Here is a 17,957-nt window from a genome sequence, read left to right as displayed (position 1 = left end):
GTGAGTGCGACGCTGGGAAATGTTATTGAAAAGCGTCCTTAATAGAATTGAATACACCTTTGCTATAAAAACGCTCCAACCACTGCGTCGTTGTTGCAACAAAACGCGCTTCATTAATTAAATCGCTGCCAAATACTTTTTGAATTTCCACAACCGCTTTTACCATACCTGCAGGGTTACCTTGATTGGCATCGCAGGAGGCACGCAATTCTTTTGCAAGCGGATCGGACACTTCAATCGCATTACCTTGTTCATCCACACCGGATACATAGCGAATCCAGGCGGCAACGCCCAAACATAAAATATCGATGTTGCCGTTGCCCGCTAATTGTTCGCGCAGGGTTTCCAATAAACGCTGTGGCAATTTTTGCGAGCCATCCATAGCGATCTGCCAAGTGCGATGCTTGAGTGCTTTGTTGGAAAAGCGGTCGCGCAATTGTTGTTTGTAAGCTTCAATATCAAAACCTGCAGGCGCACTGATGGTTTCACCGGCTTCGCGCGCCATGTAAGTTTTTACCAAATTCACAAATGCAGGTTGCTCCATGACTTCACTGATGTATTGGAAGCCGGAGAGATAACCGGTGTAGGCCATAGTGGAGTGAGCGCCATTTAATAAGCGCAATTTTATTTTTTCAAAAACACGTACATCGTCAACCAAGAGCACACCGACTTTTTCCCAGGCAGGGCGGCCGTCAGCAAATTTATCTTCTACAACCCACTGCGAAAAAGGTTCGCACACCACCATGCCTTCATCGCGCACGGGTTCACCGTTAATGCTCAAACGCGCTTCAATATCGCGACGGTCATCATCGGTTGTAGCTGGAACAATACGGTCAATCATGGTGCTGGGAAAAGTGGCGTTGGATTTAATCCAGCTTGCGAGTGCCGGTGAAATTTTTTGCGCAAATTGCAGCACGACTTTTTCCAGCACTTCACCGTTATTGGGCAGGTTATCGCAACTCAATGCAGTGAATGCCTTTTGATTTTTTTCAAAACGCTGTTTTAATGCGGCAACAATAAAACCAATGGCAGAAACCGGTTTATCCAGGTGTTGTAAATCATGAATGATATCGGGGTGGTTTTCGTTCAGGTTTCCGCTTGCAGGGTCGTGGCAGTAACCTTTTTCAGTCACGGTGAGCGATACAATTTTAATATTCGGTTGCGCCATGGTTGCAACCAATGCAGCCGGATTTTCCGGGCCGACCAAAGTGTCGGTTACGGCACCGATAATTTGTAATTTTTCGCCATCGCCCGAACGTTCAACCAAGGTGTATAAACAATCTTGCGGGACAAGTTGGTCGCGCACACTGGGTGAACGCAAACTGCTACCGATAATGCCCCAATCACCGCCAAACTGGTTTAATACCGCTTCTGTATAAAAAGCTTGGTGCGCGCGATGGAATGCACCTATGCCCAAGTGCACAATACCGGGCACCAAGTGCACGCGATCATACTTTGGTAAGGCAACGTCTTTGGGTAACTGTGACAAACTGTTGTTGTTTAAACGACTCATTATAAAAATCCAGCAAGGTTAATGGCGGTCAATAAAAAAACGCAAAAATAAAAATGTAAAAAAATAAACCTGTATGTACGGTGCTTATAAAATATAAAAACAGCACTGAAAAAATATTTTTCCTGCAATAAAAATAACTTTATTTCCAATCAGGAAAAATCATTTTTTTTGAAACAACTTCATTTTAATTTCACAAATTTCTAGGGTTGATAATTAACAAGTGATATAGTTGCCGGGTTAATTATTGCGCTGTTTAAAGCGCACATCGAATTACCTAACAAGCACTGCACACGTAATTTATAAATATTCATTTGTATATCTGTGGACAATTAACATGGCACACATAGCAGCAATTGGCGAAGTCATGGTGGAGCTTTCTCCTTTCCCGACTGCCGACAGCAACGGCCGCGAAACGATGGCACTTTCCTTCGCTGGTGACACCTACAACACATCCGTTTATATGGCGCGTTTGGGTTTGCAGACTGATTACGTCACCCAATTGGGCGATGACCCTTACAGCGCGCAAATCATGCAGCGTATGGCCAATGAAGATATCGGCACCGGCATGATCAAACAAATACCCGGCCGCTCACCTGGCTTGTACATCATTCGCAACCGCCCGGATGGCGAGCGCGAATTTTTCTATTGGCGTAAAGAAGCCCCCGCGCGCGAATTGTTCCAATCGCAAGAAGCGGCAGACCAGCTTTGCCAAAAACTGGTGAATTGCAACTGCGTTTACCTGAGCGGTATTACGCTCGCGATCATCGGCGAAAAGTCGCGCGAGTTTTTGTACAACGCCTTGCACAAACTGCGTCAACAAGATGTGATCGTTGCATTCGACAGCAACTATCGTCCGCGTTTATGGCGCGACAAAGGCGAAGCGCAACAAGCCATGCTCGCAATCATGGAATACACCGACATTGCTTTGCTCACGCTGGACGACGAACAACTCCTGTGGGGCGATGACAGCATCGAAGGTTGCAAGCAGCGTTATGCAAATTACAATCTGAGCGAGCTGGTATTAAAGCGTGGTGCTGACGATGCGGTAATCATTACGCCCGATGCTGAAATCTGTGTACCTGTTCCACCGGTGCAAGGTGTTATTGATACTACCGGTGCGGGCGATACATTTAACGCTGGCTATCTCGCCGGGCGTTTGCAGAAAAAATCCATTGAGGATTCTGCCAAACAAGGTATTCGCTGCGCCGGTATTATCATTCGCCATCGCGGTGCAATTATTGATAAAGCTGTTTTTGATAAAGAACTTGGCGCATAGGCCGATCAATCGAACACAATTCTATTGTGAGTTTGCTGTTAAGGTTTTTGTTTCGAAACACTTGAGCCATGGATGGCGAATGTGAGCCCCACGGATGGGTTGATGCGTTTTCGAAACAAAAACCTTAACAGCAAACGGGTTCGAAGTATGTTTTTAAGTTTATTTGATACATCACTGCTGACACTTCAGCATTTTATTTCCACGCTTACACAACTGGATTGCCAGCCCCCAAGGGTCGCGCATCATCACCAGATGTGATCCATCTTTAATATGCACTTCTTCCGCAAAGCTTGCGCCTACCGCTTCCAGTTCGGCGCGCTTCTGTTCCGGGTTGTCACACACAAATGCCAAATGCAATAACAGCGGATTCATATTTTTATAATCCGGTACCTGGTCGGGCGGATTATTATAAATTTCAAGCATGACATCGCCGGAATCATCTGCGAGAAAATGTGTGTTAGCGCCGCCATCCTGTTTGCGCACCACACGCAACCCCATATGGGCAACGTACCATTCGGCCATGGCAATCGGGTCGGCAACGTTTACAGCAAAATGTTCAATCTTCATAACGGCTTACTACTTATTTCTGCGGGCAAAAAAATATGAAGTCGGTTCATGTAAAAAGAGAGTGCTTTTAAGGGCACTCAATATGGCTCCAGAACGCAAATAACGTAAAACAGGTTACGCAATATTTTTAACAATGGTTTCCACCATTTTTTTCGCATCGCCAAATAACATCATGGTGTTATCGCGATGGAATAATTCGTTTTCCACACCGGAATAGCCTGACGCCATTGAGCGCTTCACAAACAATACAGTGCGCGCCTTTTCCACTTCCAGAATCGGCATACCAAAAATCGGACTTTGCGGATTGGTTTTGGCTGCGGGGTTGGTGACATCGTTAGCGCCTATGACAAACGCTACGTCCGCTGTTTGGAATTCATTGTTAATGTCTTCCAGTTCAAATACTTCGTCGTAAGGAACATTCGCCTCGGCGAGCAATACGTTCATATGCCCTGGCATACGGCCAGCGACCGGATGAATCGCGTAACTGATTTTGACTCCGGCTTTTTTTAATTCTTCGCACATTTCACGCAAGGCATGTTGCGCTTGCGCAACGGCCATACCGTAACCGGGAACAATAATTACCGAGCCCGCATTTTTCATAATGAACGCGGCATCTTCTGCGCTGCCCTGTTTTACCGGGCGATCATCGCCACCAGCTGCTGCACCCGCGCTTGATGTATCTGCACCAAAACCACCGAGAATCACGTTAAAAAACGAGCGGTTCATGCCTTTGCACATGATATAGGAGAGGATGGCACCTGACGAGCCGACTAGTGCACCAGTGACGATTAGCGCATCGTTATGCAAGGTAAAACCAATACCAGCAGCGGCCCAACCGGAATAGGAATTGAGCATGGAAACCACCACGGGCATATCCGCACCGCCGATGGGAATAATCAGCAGCACACCAATGACAAATGCGAGCGCCGTCATTCCCCAAAATACCCAAGGCGATTGATCCACACAAAAATAACCAATCAAACCGAGAATCGCTGCGCCGAGAATGGCGTTAATAAAATGCTGGCCTGCAAATACAATCGGCTTGCCCGATACCAAACCTTGCAGTTTGGTAAACGCAATCACGGAACCGGAAAAGGTAATTGCACCAATCACAACACCCAAGCCCATTTCAATGCGGCTGGCGATATAAATCTCACCCGCTGCGTTGACAATTCCAAACGCGGTAGGGTTGCTAAATGCAGCACCGGCAACCAATACAGCGGCCATACCTACCAAGCTGTGAAAGGCTGCAACCAATTGCGGCATGGCGGTCATCGCAATCTTGCGCGCGATAAAAATCCCGATCACGGCGCCAATCGCGAGTGCCGATAAAATCCAGCCATAAGAAGTCACTGCGGGGCTTAACACCGTCGTAACCACGGCGATAGTCATACCCAGCATGCCAAACAAATTACCTTTGCGCGATGACTCGGGTGATGACAAACCGCGCAGCGCCATAATGAATAAAACAGCGGCCACCAAATACGCGAGCGAGGTTAAATTTTCATTGAGTGATGACATGATTATTTCTCCCCTGCTTTATTTTTCTTTTTATACATAGCGAGCATGCGGTGCGTGACCGTAAAGCCACCAAAAATATTGATTGCTGCCAGCACCATCGCGCAAAAGCCCAATACTTTTGACAGGCTCATGCCCTCGGGGCCAACCGCAATTAATGCACCGACAATAATCACAGAAGAGATCGCATTGGTCACTGCCATCAAAGGTGTGTGCAGTGCGGGCGTTACGCTCCACACAACGTAGTAACCCACAAAAATCGCCAACACAAAAATAGAGAGTTGCGAAACAAAATTGGTTTCCATGATCACTTCCCCTTAGGCAGATGTAGCCGGTTTAAAGTTGGGATGAACTATCGCGCCGTCGCATGTAAGCACGGTTGCCGCGATGATGTCGTCTTGCCAATTCACGTTGAACTGTTTGTTGGCATCGATCATGGGTGTTACAAAATTTAAAATATTTTTGGCGTAAAGTGCGCTGGCATCGGCCGATAAGCGGCTGGGAATATTGAACAAGCCAATAATCGTCACGCCATTTACTTCAACAATTTCACCCGGTTTGGTCAGCGTGCAATTGCCGCCTTGCTCCGCGGCAAGATCAACAATCACTGAACCAGGGCGCATGCTGTGCACCATTTCATCATTAATTAATGTAGGCGCTTTGCGGCCGGGAATTAACGCAGTGCAAATAGCGATGTCTTGTTTCTTTAAGGTTTCTGCAACCAACTCCGCCTGACGGCGCTTGTAGTCGTCGCTCATTTCTTTGGCGTATCCGCCTGCGGTTTCAGCGTTTTTCACTTCATCGCTTTCCACCATCACAAATTTTCCGCCAAGGCTTTCCACTTGCTCTTTGGATGCAGCTCGCACATCGGTAGCAGACACAATTGCGCCCAATCGTTTTGCCGTGGCGATGGCCTGCAAACCGGCAACGCCCGCGCCCAACACCATCACGCGTGCCGGTGCAATGGTGCCTGCGGCGGTCATCATCATTGGCATGGCGCGGTCGTATACATTGATGGCTTCCAATACTGCGCGATAACCGGCGAGGTTGGATTGCGAACTGAGCACGTCCATCGATTGCGCGCGGGTAATGCGCGGTACAAATTCCAATGTCAGTGCGGTGATACCGGCATCGGCATATTGTTGAATTGCCGAGGGTTCGGCGTAAGGTGCAAGCATGGCGATTAATAGCGCGCCGCGTTTGATCAGTGCGAGCTCATTCACATCGCCTTCATTCGCCAATAACGGACGCTGCACTTTTAATACGATATCAGCAGAGCCCAACAAGTCAGCGAGGTTATCGCTGATGGTTGCTCCCGCTTCCTGATAGGATTCGTTACTAATACGGCTGGCAATACCGGCATCTTTTTCAATCGCCACATCAAAACCCAGTGCGATAAATTTTTTGACGGTATCGGGTGTTGCAGCAACGCGGCGCTCGTGCGCGCGTCGCTCTTTAGAAATTACAATTTTCATTTTATTGTCGCCCTCTGTAGTCGTGGCAAATTTTCGGCAATACAAGTTTCCATCAATAACAGTATTAATGTGGTTGACGATACGAATGGAACTTGCCGTAACTTGCTTCTAGTAGATTCCAGCTTGTTGCTGGTTATTTTGACGAGTCAATTCTTTGATTGATCCCGAGTATTCCAGATACTGTTTTATTTACGTTTCTAATTCTGCGTGATGATCTTGCAGATGGATTCCGGTATTTCATCCGGGACCGTCTGCGGCATGGATGCCGCAGTCGAGCCTACACGGATGTATTTACGGCGTGTCCCGGAGGGAATACCGGAGTCCATCACGCACAAAAATTGGATTTACACCACTGCACCAATTTTCCATGGGATAAATTCATTATCGCCATAGCCGAGCAATTCGCTTTTGGTTTTTTTGCCGGAAGCAACCGCAAGGATTTCTGCAAAAATTTCCTGACCGGATTCTTCCAAGCTGATTTCACCATCGGACACTTTGCCGCAGTTCAAATCCATATCCTCTTGCATGTGGTTATAGATTTTACTGTTGGTAGCAAGCTTGATACTCGGTGCTGGCTTGCAACCAAAAGCCGAGCCGCGGCCGGTGGTGAAACACAAAATTTGTGCACCCGATGCAACTTGCCCGGTGGCGGATACCGGGTCGTATCCCGGGCTATCCATAAACACAAAACCTTTGGTGGTAACGTCTTCACCGTACAAAAACACATCGGTCAAATTAGTTGAACCGCTTTTGGCTTGCGCACCGAGGGATTTTTCAATAATCGTGGTGAGGCCACCGGCTTTGTTGCCGGGCGATGGATTATTGTTTAATTCAAAATCGTTGCGCGCGGTGTAATCTTTCCACCACTCGATGCGATCCAATAATTTTTGTGCAACCGCTGGCGATTGCGCGCGGCGCGTGAGCAAATGTTCTGCGCCGAAAATTTCCGGTGTCTCGGACAAAATGACTGTGCCGCCGTGGCGCACTAAAATATCGCCCGCAATACCCAGCGCCGGGTTGGCGGTAATGCCAGAGAGCGCATCCGAGCCGCCGCATTGCAAACCAATAATCAGTTCACTCGCGGGTACGGTTTCACGCCGTGCTTGATTCACCAAGGGCAACATTGCGCGCAGGGTTTCAATGCCCTTTTCAATTGCGATGCGCGTGCCGCCGACATCTTGAATAGTAAATGCAGTAAAGGTTTTGGAATCGGCGAGGCCACACTCTTCCATCACCCGCTGGATCTGCATGGTCTCGCAGCCCAGGCCAACCATCATCACCCCGCCAAAATTCGGGTGGCGTGCGTAGCCATTAAAAGTGCGGCGCAGGGTTTCGTAACCTTCACCGTCCGAGCGCATACCGCAGCCGCTGTCGTGGGTCATGGCAACCACGCCATCGATATGAGGAAATTGTTCCAGCTCGCCGGAAAAGGTGAAATGTTGGGCGATGGCTTTGGCGACTGTAGCCGAGCAATTCACGGTGGTGATAATGCCCACGTAGTTACGTGTGCCCACTTTGCCGTTGGCGCGCTTGTAACCTTGGAAAGTGGCGCGTTGGTCGGCCGGTACAAATTCGGTGGCTTTGGCATCTTTTCCAAAGCTGTAATCTTTTTCCCACTCGCCCATGACGCAGTTGTGTACATGCACATGCTCACCGGCGGGGATGTCTTCACTGGCAAAGCCGATGGTCTGCCCGTATTTAAGGATAGGTTCGCCTTTGGCGATGGGGCGCACAGCCACTTTGTGCATGGCCGGAATATCGCGTGCGAGGGTGACATCACGCTCGGCAAACAATACGCCTGCAGGCAGCGCGACTTTACAGATACCGACGTTATCACTGTCATGTAAAACAATAATGCTGCTCACGCTGATGTCTCTCTCTGGTTGACTCTAAGTGATAAGTGTAGACCGCCTCACTTATTACGATGGGTCTTATCATTTGCGACTGGCCGTATCCTGATTGCACTCTGGCGGGTGTCGATACGGTGTATTTATCGCCTGCTAAAACTGTCCCGAAAAAAAAGGCGCCTTGCGGCGCCTCAAAATCGGCAATGGTATTCGGTCAATACCGGGATCAAATCTACGCCGGATTTTTACCCCTCGCAACAGCCCCAAAACCCATAAAACCCGCAATGTAACCGTTTTCATTTGTGCGACAGGAAACCTTAGCCTGTTACATAAAAAGATGGCGCAGTGAAAAACATTTTTATCCTAATTTATTTGCATTTATTGAAATAATTTTTCTTTTGCCAAAAAACAAAAATTTCAAATTATTTTTATTGATTTACATGTGTAAACGTATACAAAACTATCGCATTTAAAATGTAAACGTATACATGACCATTAAATGGCTAAATTAACGAAAAATTACCTAATAGTGGTTTTTTTTGGGGTGGCTGTATTGCATTTATCGAATATGACATCCAGAATGTTTTTCACTCTATATGAGGATGTTTATCTTTTTTGATGCTTCGCCCTGCAGCAAAAGGCTCAAAGGCGGCCCTCAGAGCTGTGAAGCGAGGCTGTAAGTAAAAGAAGTCAGTAAAAGTAAGTAATAAGAAAAACAAAAAAATTAAAACGCAAGACAACACGAGAGCTAACACTGGTGAAAGATAACTGCCTATTACAATCAGGTCGCCGTGACTTTATCTCCCGCACCCTGCCCGGCGTGGTTGGGCTTGGTGCATTGGCAAGTGTGGGGTCGGGCTGTGCCCGCCAGGCATCTGTCAAAGCCGATCACAATGCCGTGGCCGATGCCTGGGCACTGGCAGAGCAGATTCGCCAGCAAGTGGTTGCACCTACATTTCCTGAGCGCACGTTTGATGTCCGCGATTTTGGCGCACAAGCGGGCGGCGTTTTCGATTGCAGCGAGGCATTTGCCAAAGCAATCGCCGCGTGCCACAGCGCAGGTGGCGGTAAAGTGCTGGTGACTGGGGGGCGCTACTTAACGGGCCCGATCCATTTATTGTCCAACGTCAACCTGCATATCACCGGTGATGCGACCATCGCATTCAAGACCGATCCCAAAGCTTACCTGCCTGAAGTATTAACCCGCTGGGAAGGTATGGAGATCATGGGTTATTCCCCGCTGATTTACGCCTACAAGCAAACCAATATTGCCGTGACCGGAAAAGGTACGGTGGATGGCCAGGCTAATCGCACTACCTGGTGGCCCTGGAAGGGGAGCAATTTCAGCTCGGTTGACTGGGGTATTCCCGGCGTTCCAACCCAGGCGGAAGCGCGCAATAAACTGATGCAAGACATGGAAAACAATGTGCCGGTTGCGCAGCGCATTTATGCCGAAGGTTCTTACTTGCGCCCGGTGTTTGTCCAGCCCTACCAATGCACCAATGTATTGATTGAAGGTATCACCATTACCAATGCGCCTTTTTGGTTGCTCAATCCGGTGCTGTGTGAAAACGTCACTATCGATGGTGTCGATTTTGCGAGCCTCGGCCCCAATTCCGATGGTTGTGATCCTGAGTCCTGCAAAAATGTTGTGATCAAAAATTGTTTGTTTGATACCGGCGATGATTGCATCGCACTTAAATCTGGCCGCAATGCCGATGGCCGCCGGATCAATATCCCCTCTGAAAATATTCTTATCAGCCATTGCAAAATGCGCAGCGGTCACGGCGGTGTTGTGATCGGCAGCGAAATTTCCGGCGGTGCGCGCAACGTATTTGTTGAGCATTGCGAAATGAGCAGCCCGGATCTGGAGCGCGGCATTCGCATCAAAACCAATTCAGTGCGCGGCGGTTTGATTGAAAACTTTTTTATCCGCGATGTTTCCATTGGCGAAGTGCACACCGCCATTGTGATCGACTTTGATTACGAAGAAGGCGACGCCGGAAAATTTACGCCCATCGTGCGCAATATCGATATCCGCAACCTCACTTGCCAAAAAGCAGTAAAAGTATTTCAGGTGCGTGGCTATGAGCGCTCACCGATTCAAAATTTGCATCTCACCAATTGCCAATTTTCCCAAGTGGGTGAAATTGGTGTGTTGGAAAAAATGGATAACTTTGTTGCGGACGGAGTTTTAATCCAGGGTGTTGAATTCAAAGTGTGATGGCTGCCAAGGCAGCGTTATTGACATAAAAATTTCTGCGGAAGTTACGCGCCGCATCCATGAATAAAAACCGTGATTGATCCAGTGCGATTGGTTAATGCCTGGATTGAAACAAAACCAGATTACAAATTGCAGCAGTCATTCGTCGTCAAGGTGCGGCAACTACTGTGGTGTTTGTGAAACCGTGTCATCTGTTGTCACGCTGTGAGTGCGATGAATGACACAGCTACGCTAGCTCAATGATTTAATCACAATAAAAGATGGGGAATAGCTATGAGAAAATTTAAACTCAATCCGATCGTGTTAGCCATGATGGCCGGTACGTTGTCTATGGGCGCTTATGCACAAGATCAGGGTGCTGGAGACGATACCGTAGAAGAGGTCATTGTTACCGGTAGTTTCCGCGACAGCTTGCAGAATGCGATGAACATCAAACGCAATCAAAGCGGTTTTACCGATTCAATTGTTGCATCAGACATTGCTGAGTTTCCAGATAACAACCTCGCTGAATCCTTGCAGCGCATTTCCGGTGTAGCCATTACCCGTTCTGGTGGTGAAGGTCGTCAAATTGCTGTGCGTGGTTTGGGCTCTGCATTTACCACCGTGCGTTTGAACGGCATGGAGACTATTTCTACTACTGGCGGTACCGACGCTGTTGGTGGTAACAACCGCAGCCGCGGTTTTGACTTCAACACATTCACATCAGATTTATTCAGCTCATTGACAGTGCGTAAAACCGGTTCTGCAGAAATTGCAGAAGGTTCATTGGGTGCAACCGTTGATTTGAAAGCAGCGCAGCCATTTGATTACGATGGTTTTGTTTTCACCGCATCCGGCCAATTGGGCTACAACGAAGACGCTGAAAAAACCAATCCTGCTACTTCTTTCTTGGTGAGTAATACGTTTGCCGATGGAAAATTCGGTGCGCTTTTTTCATTGTCTTATTCCGAGCGTGATGTAAAAGACGAAGGCACTAGTACGGTGCGTTGGAGTGAGGCAAGTGCCAACCGTTTTGGCTTCCTCAATGGAGCGCCAATCACTGCTTCTCATGAAGTGAATTCGTCATTCAAGCCACGTATTCCCCGTTACGATTCCTATACGCACGAAATGGAACGCTTGGGCTCCAGTTTGTCTTTGCAATTCCGTCCAACTGATACTACTGAAATCAGTCTGGATGGCTTATGGGCAAAATTTGATACCACTCGCCAAGAGCTTTTTATGCAGGCATCGCTCAACCCTGGCACTAACGTAACTACCGGTAATGTGCTGGATTACGAAATTCAGGGTGATACTCTGGTGTATGCAGATTTGGCCGGTATTCGTTTGCTCTCTGAAAACCGTTTTGACGAAGCATCAACTGACTTCTCTCAAGGTACCTTGAATGTGAAGCAGGAATTTGGTGAAAGCTTCCGTGTGAATGCCATGTACGGCGAAACCAAATCCGATTACGACAACCCAATCCAAAATACATTGTTGATGCAAGCGAGCAATCAGCGCTTCACTTATGATTATCGTGGCTACACTCCGACCCTTACTTTTGGTGATGCGGCTTATGAGAAAGCCTCATGGGTGGCTACTGCTGTGCGTCAGCGTCCGCAATCTACACTGAATGAAAGTGAAGCGGCAAAAATCAATTTTGAATACGATCTGGCGGATGGTCTGACATTCAAATTTGGTGTTGAACAAAAAGAATTTAATTTCAGCACTGATCAATACTCCTATCAGGGTGGTGAAGGTGCCAACGGCGTTAACATCCAGTCTAATCCTGATTTTATTTCAGAGTACAAAGCTGGTGTGGGCGATGGCCGTGCGTGGTTGATTCCTAACCGTGCAGCCATTATGGAAGCCTACAACCTGTTTGATTTGCCGATGGTGATCAACACCAGTTCAACCGCGACTACCGGTACGTATGACGTTTCTGAAGAAACGCTGGGTTACTTTGTGCAAGTGGATTTTGAAACTGAAATTGCCGGCATGCCATTCCGCGGTGATGTAGGTGTGCGTCGCTTTGATACCGAGCAAAGCACTTCAGGCTATATTCTGACAACCCCTGCACAGTGGATCACTGTAGATCACGATTACTCCGACACACTGCCTTCACTGAATTTGAGCTTGGAGCCAGTTGAGGACTTCTTGTTACGTGCAAGCTATTCCGAAGGTATTTCACGCGCAGGGTTGAGTAGCCTGACTCCGGCAACTAGCGTAACCGTAAACGGTACTAACCGTCAGGTAAGCGGCAGTAACCCATTCCTTGAGCCAACCAAAGCCAAGAGTTATGACTTAGGTGCTGAGTGGTATTTCTCTGAAGAAGGCATGATCGCGTTGACGTTGTTCAAGAAAGAAATTGCGAGCCATATCCAATCGCTGAACTCTTCACGTGTTTATAGCGAATTGGCCAGTGAGTTGAGTTTGCCAATTCAGGCTGCGATAGATGCTTGTACCAAAAACGGCGCTGCACTGGGTGGTTACGGTGCAAACTGTAATGAAAACCTTGAGTGGCAATACACCGTTCCAACCAATGGTCCTGGCGGTGATTTGGATGGTTACGAAATTAGCTACCAACAGCCGTTCACTTTCCTGCCGGGTGTTTGGGGTAACTTCGGTTTCATCGGTTCTTACACCAGCATTGAGTCCGACATGGATTACCTGAACACCGCAGGTCTGGTTCAGGCGACCAAACCTTTGGTTGACCTGTCCGATGAAACAACCAGTGCGACGCTATACTACGAAGACGATGCATTCAGCGCTCGTGTGTCTGCTGCAACCCGCAGCGGATACCTCACTTATCCAGTGGGTCGCGATGGCAACGTTGAAGAAGGTGTTAACGAAACGTTCAACGTTGATGCATCCTTCGGTTATCAGTTAAACGATAACTGGAAATTTACCTTCGAAGCATTAAACCTGACCGACGAAGTGGATGACCAATGGGTTGGTACGGAAGATGAAAAACGTCTTTCTTACTACCACTCAACTGGCCGTCAATACTATCTCGGTGTGCAATACAAATACTGATAGTGTTTGAGCGCATATGTGCGACATGCAGTATGTGAATTGCGAAAGCAATAAATGGTGAAAGCAACAAAAAGGGATGCCAGTTCGCTGGCATCCCTATTTGATTATTAAAGCCTGTGCGATTAATGCGCAAAAATTGATACGCAAGAGAGGGGTAGATCGTGAGTCTATTGTTTAAAAATAAAGTAATTTATGGCGGTATTTTTTTGGCAGCATTGGTTGGATGCTCACCGGAAAAAACCACAGAGCAATCCATTGATAAACAAAATGCCACGGCTACAACATCTGTTGCGCACGCTGAACAACAATTTACTTTGGCAACGGCAGAGATTACCAATGCCAATGCTTTTGCGCTGCAGCGCGAACCGGTTTATTTCCCGTTTTATGATTTGGGAATAAGCGCGGGAGATGATGCAATAAAACACCTGAATGTATTGGTAGGTGATCAAGCTCAGCCATCACAAACGGTTGATACCGATGGCGATGGCACGCTCGATAGTTTGTTGTTGGTAGCGGATTTTGCTCCGGCAGAAATTAAATATTTTACCGTTACCCGTGATCCATCCATCGCCAAGCCCGCGTTAACAAAACAAACCCAGGCTGAAATTTCCATTAAAGAAGGCGGCGAATGGAAAGGCAAAGAATATGTGGGTGGCACATTTAAAAATGTGCAGAGCGTAACGCCACCGCCACAGTATACCGACCACTCCTATTGGATTCGCTATGAAGGCCCCGGCATAGAATCGGACAAAGTGGCGTACCGTATTTATCTCGATTGGCGCAACGGTTTTGATATTTTTGGCAAACGCGTTAACGATGTCGTGTTGCAAAATGTCGGTGTGAATAATTACGACGACTATCACATCAATGCTGATTGGGGCGTAGATGTGCTGAAAGTGGGTAAATCCCTCGGCATGGGTGGTTTTGGTTTTTGGAATGGCAAGAGCGTTGACTTGGTGTCGCAAGTTGATACCCGCGATGCCATCATCACCAACAATGGCGATATTTATTCCGGCTTTAAAATCAATTACAACGGCTGGCAAATCAACAACCAAAAAGTAGATCTCGCTGCGCACTTTTCCATGAACGCTGGCAGCCGTTTGGTGAATGTCAAACTCAAAGCGAGCAAACAACTGCCGAATCTGGCCATTGGTTTGGTCAAGCATAAAGGCACCACTCTGTTGGAAGGGCCGCAAGAAATCAGCGGCTACGCCTGGACCTATGTTGCCAGCTGGGGCAAGCAAAGTCTGAGCGGTGAAAATGACCATTTAGGCATGGCGGTAATTTTCCGTCGCGATGACCGCGCCGAACAAACCCAGGATGAAAATTCCTATGTATCGGTGATGAAAGATAAAGGCGGTGAGCTGGAATATTATTTTCTTGCCGCTTGGGAGCATGAACTGGATGGCATTAAAACCGAGGCTGACTTTAAAGCTTACCTCGACCAGGAAGTGGAGCGTTTGACCAAAACTCCGCGCATCCGTTTTGAATCTACACTCAGTGCCGATGCAAAAAAGAATCCAGTTGATGCAGATGCTGCGTTGGGCTGGTCTAAAAAATTGGCCGATTCCGAGCTCGCGCGCAAAACATTGAATTACCACTATCAAGGTTGGGACGAATACCGCAAACGCCCCGGAAAATTTGAATACGATGTGGTGGGAATGCAAATTGCCGCATTGCAAGAATTAAATGAATTAAGCCCTGACCCTGCGTACACCAGCGCATTGGAAACCGTGACCGGCAGTTACATTCGCGATGACGGCCATATCCATACATTTGAACCGGATTTATTCAGTATCGACCTGACTAAGCCGGGGCAAATGGTGATTTTGCTGGAGCAAAAAACCGGTGCAGAAAAATATCGCAAAGCGGTGGATTTTTTGCGTGAAAATTTAAAACGCCATCCACGTACCAGTGAAGGCGCGTTTTGGCATCGCGCCACTTACCCTAACCAATTGTGGTTGGATGGTGTTTACATGGGCATGCCGTTCCTTGCGCAATATGCATCGCTGTATGAAAGTGGTGAACAACAGCACGAAAGTTTTAAAGAGGCAGTGCATGAATTTGTGGTCGCGCGCAAACATTTACGCAACCCGGACACCGGCCTTTATTACCACGCGTGGGATGAATCAAAACAAGCGAATTGGGCAAACAAAGAAAATGGCCGTGCATCGCAATACTGGGCGCGCGGCTTGGGTTGGTATGCCATGGCGCTGGTAGATGTGCTCGATTATTTGCCTGAATCTGAAACCGAATTGCGCAAAACGCTGATCGATATTACGGTGGAGTTAGCGGCGGATATTGCGCGCTATCAAGATGCGGGTACAGGGACCTGGTGGCAAATTATGGATAAGCCGGGCGAGATTGCGAACTATCGTGAATCGACCGCGAGCGCCATGTTCACTTACTTTTATGCCAAAGCTGTTAATAAAGGTTACTTGCCTGCAGACACCTATCGCGAGCTTGCGGTGAAAAGTTATCAAGGCATGATTAATGAATTTGTCACTGTACACGCCGATGGAAAAATCAGTATGAATGATCAATGCCTGGTGGCTGGTTTGGGCTTTGGTCGCGATGGTAGCTACAACTATTACATGACCGAACGCATTGTTTCTAACGACCCTAAAGGCAATACGCCGTTTATTTTGGCGGGTCTTGAAATGTATAAATTGCTGAAGCAATAAAATATTTACCCCCTCCCAGCCTCCCCCTTGCCAAGGGGGAGGAGCAAATTAGCAGGTTTTATTATGAAAGTCCTTGAAGAGCGTTTTGCCGTCCACGTCGACGACTACAAAAATTACGATACCGAAAAATTGCGCAAGCATTTTCTGGTGGAAAATATTTTTTCTGCAGATGAAGTGTTATTTACCTACACGCATTATGAGCGGTTGATGGTGGGCGGTGCATTTCCGGCAACCAAGCCGGTCGCGCTGGAAACCTACGATCAATTAAAGTCAGAATATTTTTTGCAGCGCCGTGAATTGGGCGCAATTAACATTGGCGGTGCAGGTAATGTATCGGTCGATGGTGAGGTCTATGAGATCAACACCAAAGAGGCGCTGTATATTGGTCGCGGTGCCAAAGAAGTGATTTTCTCCAGTGTCGATGCAGCCAATCCAGCCAAATTTTATTTGAATTCAACACCCGCACATTGCACTTATCCCACCAAAAAATTAAATAAAGAAAACAGCAAGGTGTTGCACATGGGCGCAGGCGATACCTGCAACGAGCGCGATATTTATCAGCTGATGATCAGCACCGTACTGGATACCTGCCAATTGCAAATGGGGATGACCGAATTAAAACCCGGCAGTATTTGGAACACTATGCCCATGCATACGCACAGCCGCCGTATGGAAGCCTATTTTTATTTCAACATTCCACAAGACCATGCGGTATGCCATTTCATGGGGCCAGCGGAAGAGACCCGTCACCTGTGGGTTGGTAATGAACAAGCGGTCGTCTCACCACCTTGGTCAATGCACTCGGGCGTAGGCACGGCGAACTACACGTTTATTTGGGGCATGGCGGGAGAGAACCACGATTACACCGATATGGATCATCACAAGCCCAGTGAATTGAAATAAGTTTGTTCTGTCATACCCGCGTGCGGGTATCCATGGATTGCGTTTTAAAATCTGGATCCCGCTACGCGAGGATGACGACTCCCATTTAAATTGAGATAAAAACATGAATCATCCACTGTTTGATTTAACCGGAAAAATCGCGCTGGTCACTGGCGCGACTCACGGTTTGGGCATGGCCATGGCGTCCGGCCTTGCCAGTGCAGGCGCAACCTTAATTATTAATGGCAACTCGTCGCAAGAAAAAATCGACAATGCGGTTAATGAATATCGCGCAAAAGGTTTCAAGGCATTTGGTTACAAATTCAATGTCACCGATGAAGATCAAGTCATTGCAGCGGTTGAACAAATTGAAAAAGACCATGGCGCTATCGATATCCTGATTAATAACGCGGGCATTATCAAGCGCACGCCGTTACTGGAAATGTCGCTGGAAGATTTTGAAGAAGTAATCAAAATCGATTTAACCGGTGTGTTTACCATGACGCGTCCGGTTGCGCGCAAAATGGTAGAGCGTCGTCAGGGCAAGATTATTAATATCTGTTCAATGATGAGCGAGCTCGGTCGCAATTCTGTCGGCGCTTACGCGGCTGCCAAAGGCGGATTGAAAATGCTGACCAAGAATATGGCCACTGAATGGGCGAAATACAATGTGCAAGTGAATGGCATTGGCCCCGGTTATTTTGCTACCAGCCAAACTGAACCCATCCGTGTGGATGGCCACCCGTTCAATGATTTTATTATCAACCGCACACCTGCCGCCAAATGGGGCGACCCGGATGACTTGCAAGGCGCGACCATTTTTCTTGCATCAAAAGCCAGCGATTTTGTCACCGGCCAAATTGTGTATGTCGATGGTGGAATTCTGGCAACGATTGGCAAGCCGTCTAACGAAATCTAATACTCGCCCCTCTTTGGAGGGGTGCTGCTAACGGGTGACA

At 47.7% G+C, this 17,957-nt stretch carries 12 protein-coding genes; 6 read left to right on the top strand and 6 right to left on the bottom strand.

Annotated elements, in window-relative coordinates; translation table 11 throughout:
• Positions 1-22: 22 nt before the first annotated feature.
• Positions 23-1,513 (bottom strand): mannitol dehydrogenase family protein, encoded by a 1,491-nt coding sequence (locus VC28_RS13480; RefSeq protein ID WP_049631089.1) that lies wholly within the window; start codon positions 1,511-1,513, stop codon positions 23-25.
• Positions 1,514-1,847: 334 nt separating this feature from the next.
• On the opposite strand from VC28_RS13480, the gene VC28_RS13475 reads away from it, so the two are divergent.
• Complete coding sequence (locus VC28_RS13475) at positions 1,848-2,789, top strand: sugar kinase (RefSeq protein WP_082191538.1); 942 nt, start codon at positions 1,848-1,850, stop codon at positions 2,787-2,789.
• A gap of 171 nt (positions 2,790-2,960) precedes the next feature.
• On the opposite strand, the gene VC28_RS13470 is transcribed toward VC28_RS13475, so the two are convergent.
• The 5 genes from VC28_RS13470 to VC28_RS13450 form a co-directional block, all read right to left on the bottom strand.
• Positions 2,961-3,356: a VOC family protein gene (locus tag VC28_RS13470; RefSeq protein ID WP_049631088.1), complete on the bottom strand. Its 396-nt coding sequence runs from the start codon at positions 3,354-3,356 to the stop codon at positions 2,961-2,963.
• Positions 3,357-3,470: 114 nt separating this feature from the next.
• On the bottom strand, positions 3,471-4,877 hold the full coding sequence (locus tag VC28_RS13465) for an NAD(P)(+) transhydrogenase (Re/Si-specific) subunit beta (RefSeq protein ID WP_049631087.1): 1,407 nt from the start codon (positions 4,875-4,877) through the stop codon (positions 3,471-3,473).
• A 2-nt stretch (positions 4,878-4,879) separates the two neighbouring features.
• Positions 4,880-5,179, bottom strand: coding sequence for an NAD(P) transhydrogenase subunit alpha part 2 (locus tag VC28_RS13460; protein ID WP_049631086.1), 300 nt, complete (start codon positions 5,177-5,179; stop codon positions 4,880-4,882).
• A 12-nt stretch (positions 5,180-5,191) separates the two neighbouring features.
• A complete protein-coding gene (locus VC28_RS13455; RefSeq protein WP_049631085.1) occupies positions 5,192-6,349 on the bottom strand; it encodes a Re/Si-specific NAD(P)(+) transhydrogenase subunit alpha in 1,158 nt (385 codons plus the stop codon).
• A gap of 344 nt (positions 6,350-6,693) precedes the next feature.
• Positions 6,694-8,214 (bottom strand): UxaA family hydrolase, encoded by a 1,521-nt coding sequence (locus tag VC28_RS13450; RefSeq protein ID WP_049631084.1) that lies wholly within the window; start codon positions 8,212-8,214, stop codon positions 6,694-6,696.
• Positions 8,215-8,953: 739 nt separating this feature from the next.
• Here VC28_RS13450 and VC28_RS13445 point away from each other — a divergent pair.
• The 5 genes from VC28_RS13445 to VC28_RS13425 all read left to right on the top strand — a co-directional run bounded on the left by VC28_RS13445 (position 8,954) and on the right by VC28_RS13425 (position 17,917).
• On the top strand, positions 8,954-10,420 hold the full coding sequence (locus VC28_RS13445; RefSeq protein ID WP_053094205.1) for a glycoside hydrolase family 28 protein: 1,467 nt from the start codon (positions 8,954-8,956) through the stop codon (positions 10,418-10,420).
• Between the two features lie 273 nt (positions 10,421-10,693).
• Positions 10,694-13,432, top strand: a complete 2,739-nt coding sequence (locus VC28_RS13440) for a TonB-dependent receptor (RefSeq protein ID WP_049631083.1) — start codon at positions 10,694-10,696, stop codon at positions 13,430-13,432.
• Positions 13,433-13,593: 161 nt separating this feature from the next.
• A complete protein-coding gene (locus VC28_RS13435; protein WP_231591752.1) occupies positions 13,594-16,116 on the top strand; it encodes a glycoside hydrolase family 88 protein in 2,523 nt (840 codons plus the stop codon).
• A 63-nt stretch (positions 16,117-16,179) separates the two neighbouring features.
• Positions 16,180-17,019 (top strand): 5-dehydro-4-deoxy-D-glucuronate isomerase, encoded by an 840-nt coding sequence (gene kduI, locus VC28_RS13430; protein WP_049631082.1) that lies wholly within the window; start codon positions 16,180-16,182, stop codon positions 17,017-17,019.
• Positions 17,020-17,122: 103 nt separating this feature from the next.
• Positions 17,123-17,917 (top strand): gluconate 5-dehydrogenase, encoded by a 795-nt coding sequence (locus VC28_RS13425; RefSeq protein ID WP_049631081.1) that lies wholly within the window; start codon positions 17,123-17,125, stop codon positions 17,915-17,917.
• Positions 17,918-17,957 lie beyond the last annotated feature (40 nt).

The sequence above is a fragment of the Cellvibrio sp. pealriver genome, from assembly GCF_001183545.1.
In the GTDB taxonomy this organism is placed as follows: domain Bacteria; phylum Pseudomonadota; class Gammaproteobacteria; order Pseudomonadales; family Cellvibrionaceae; genus Cellvibrio.
This window is presented reverse-complemented; position numbering and strand designations above follow the sequence as displayed.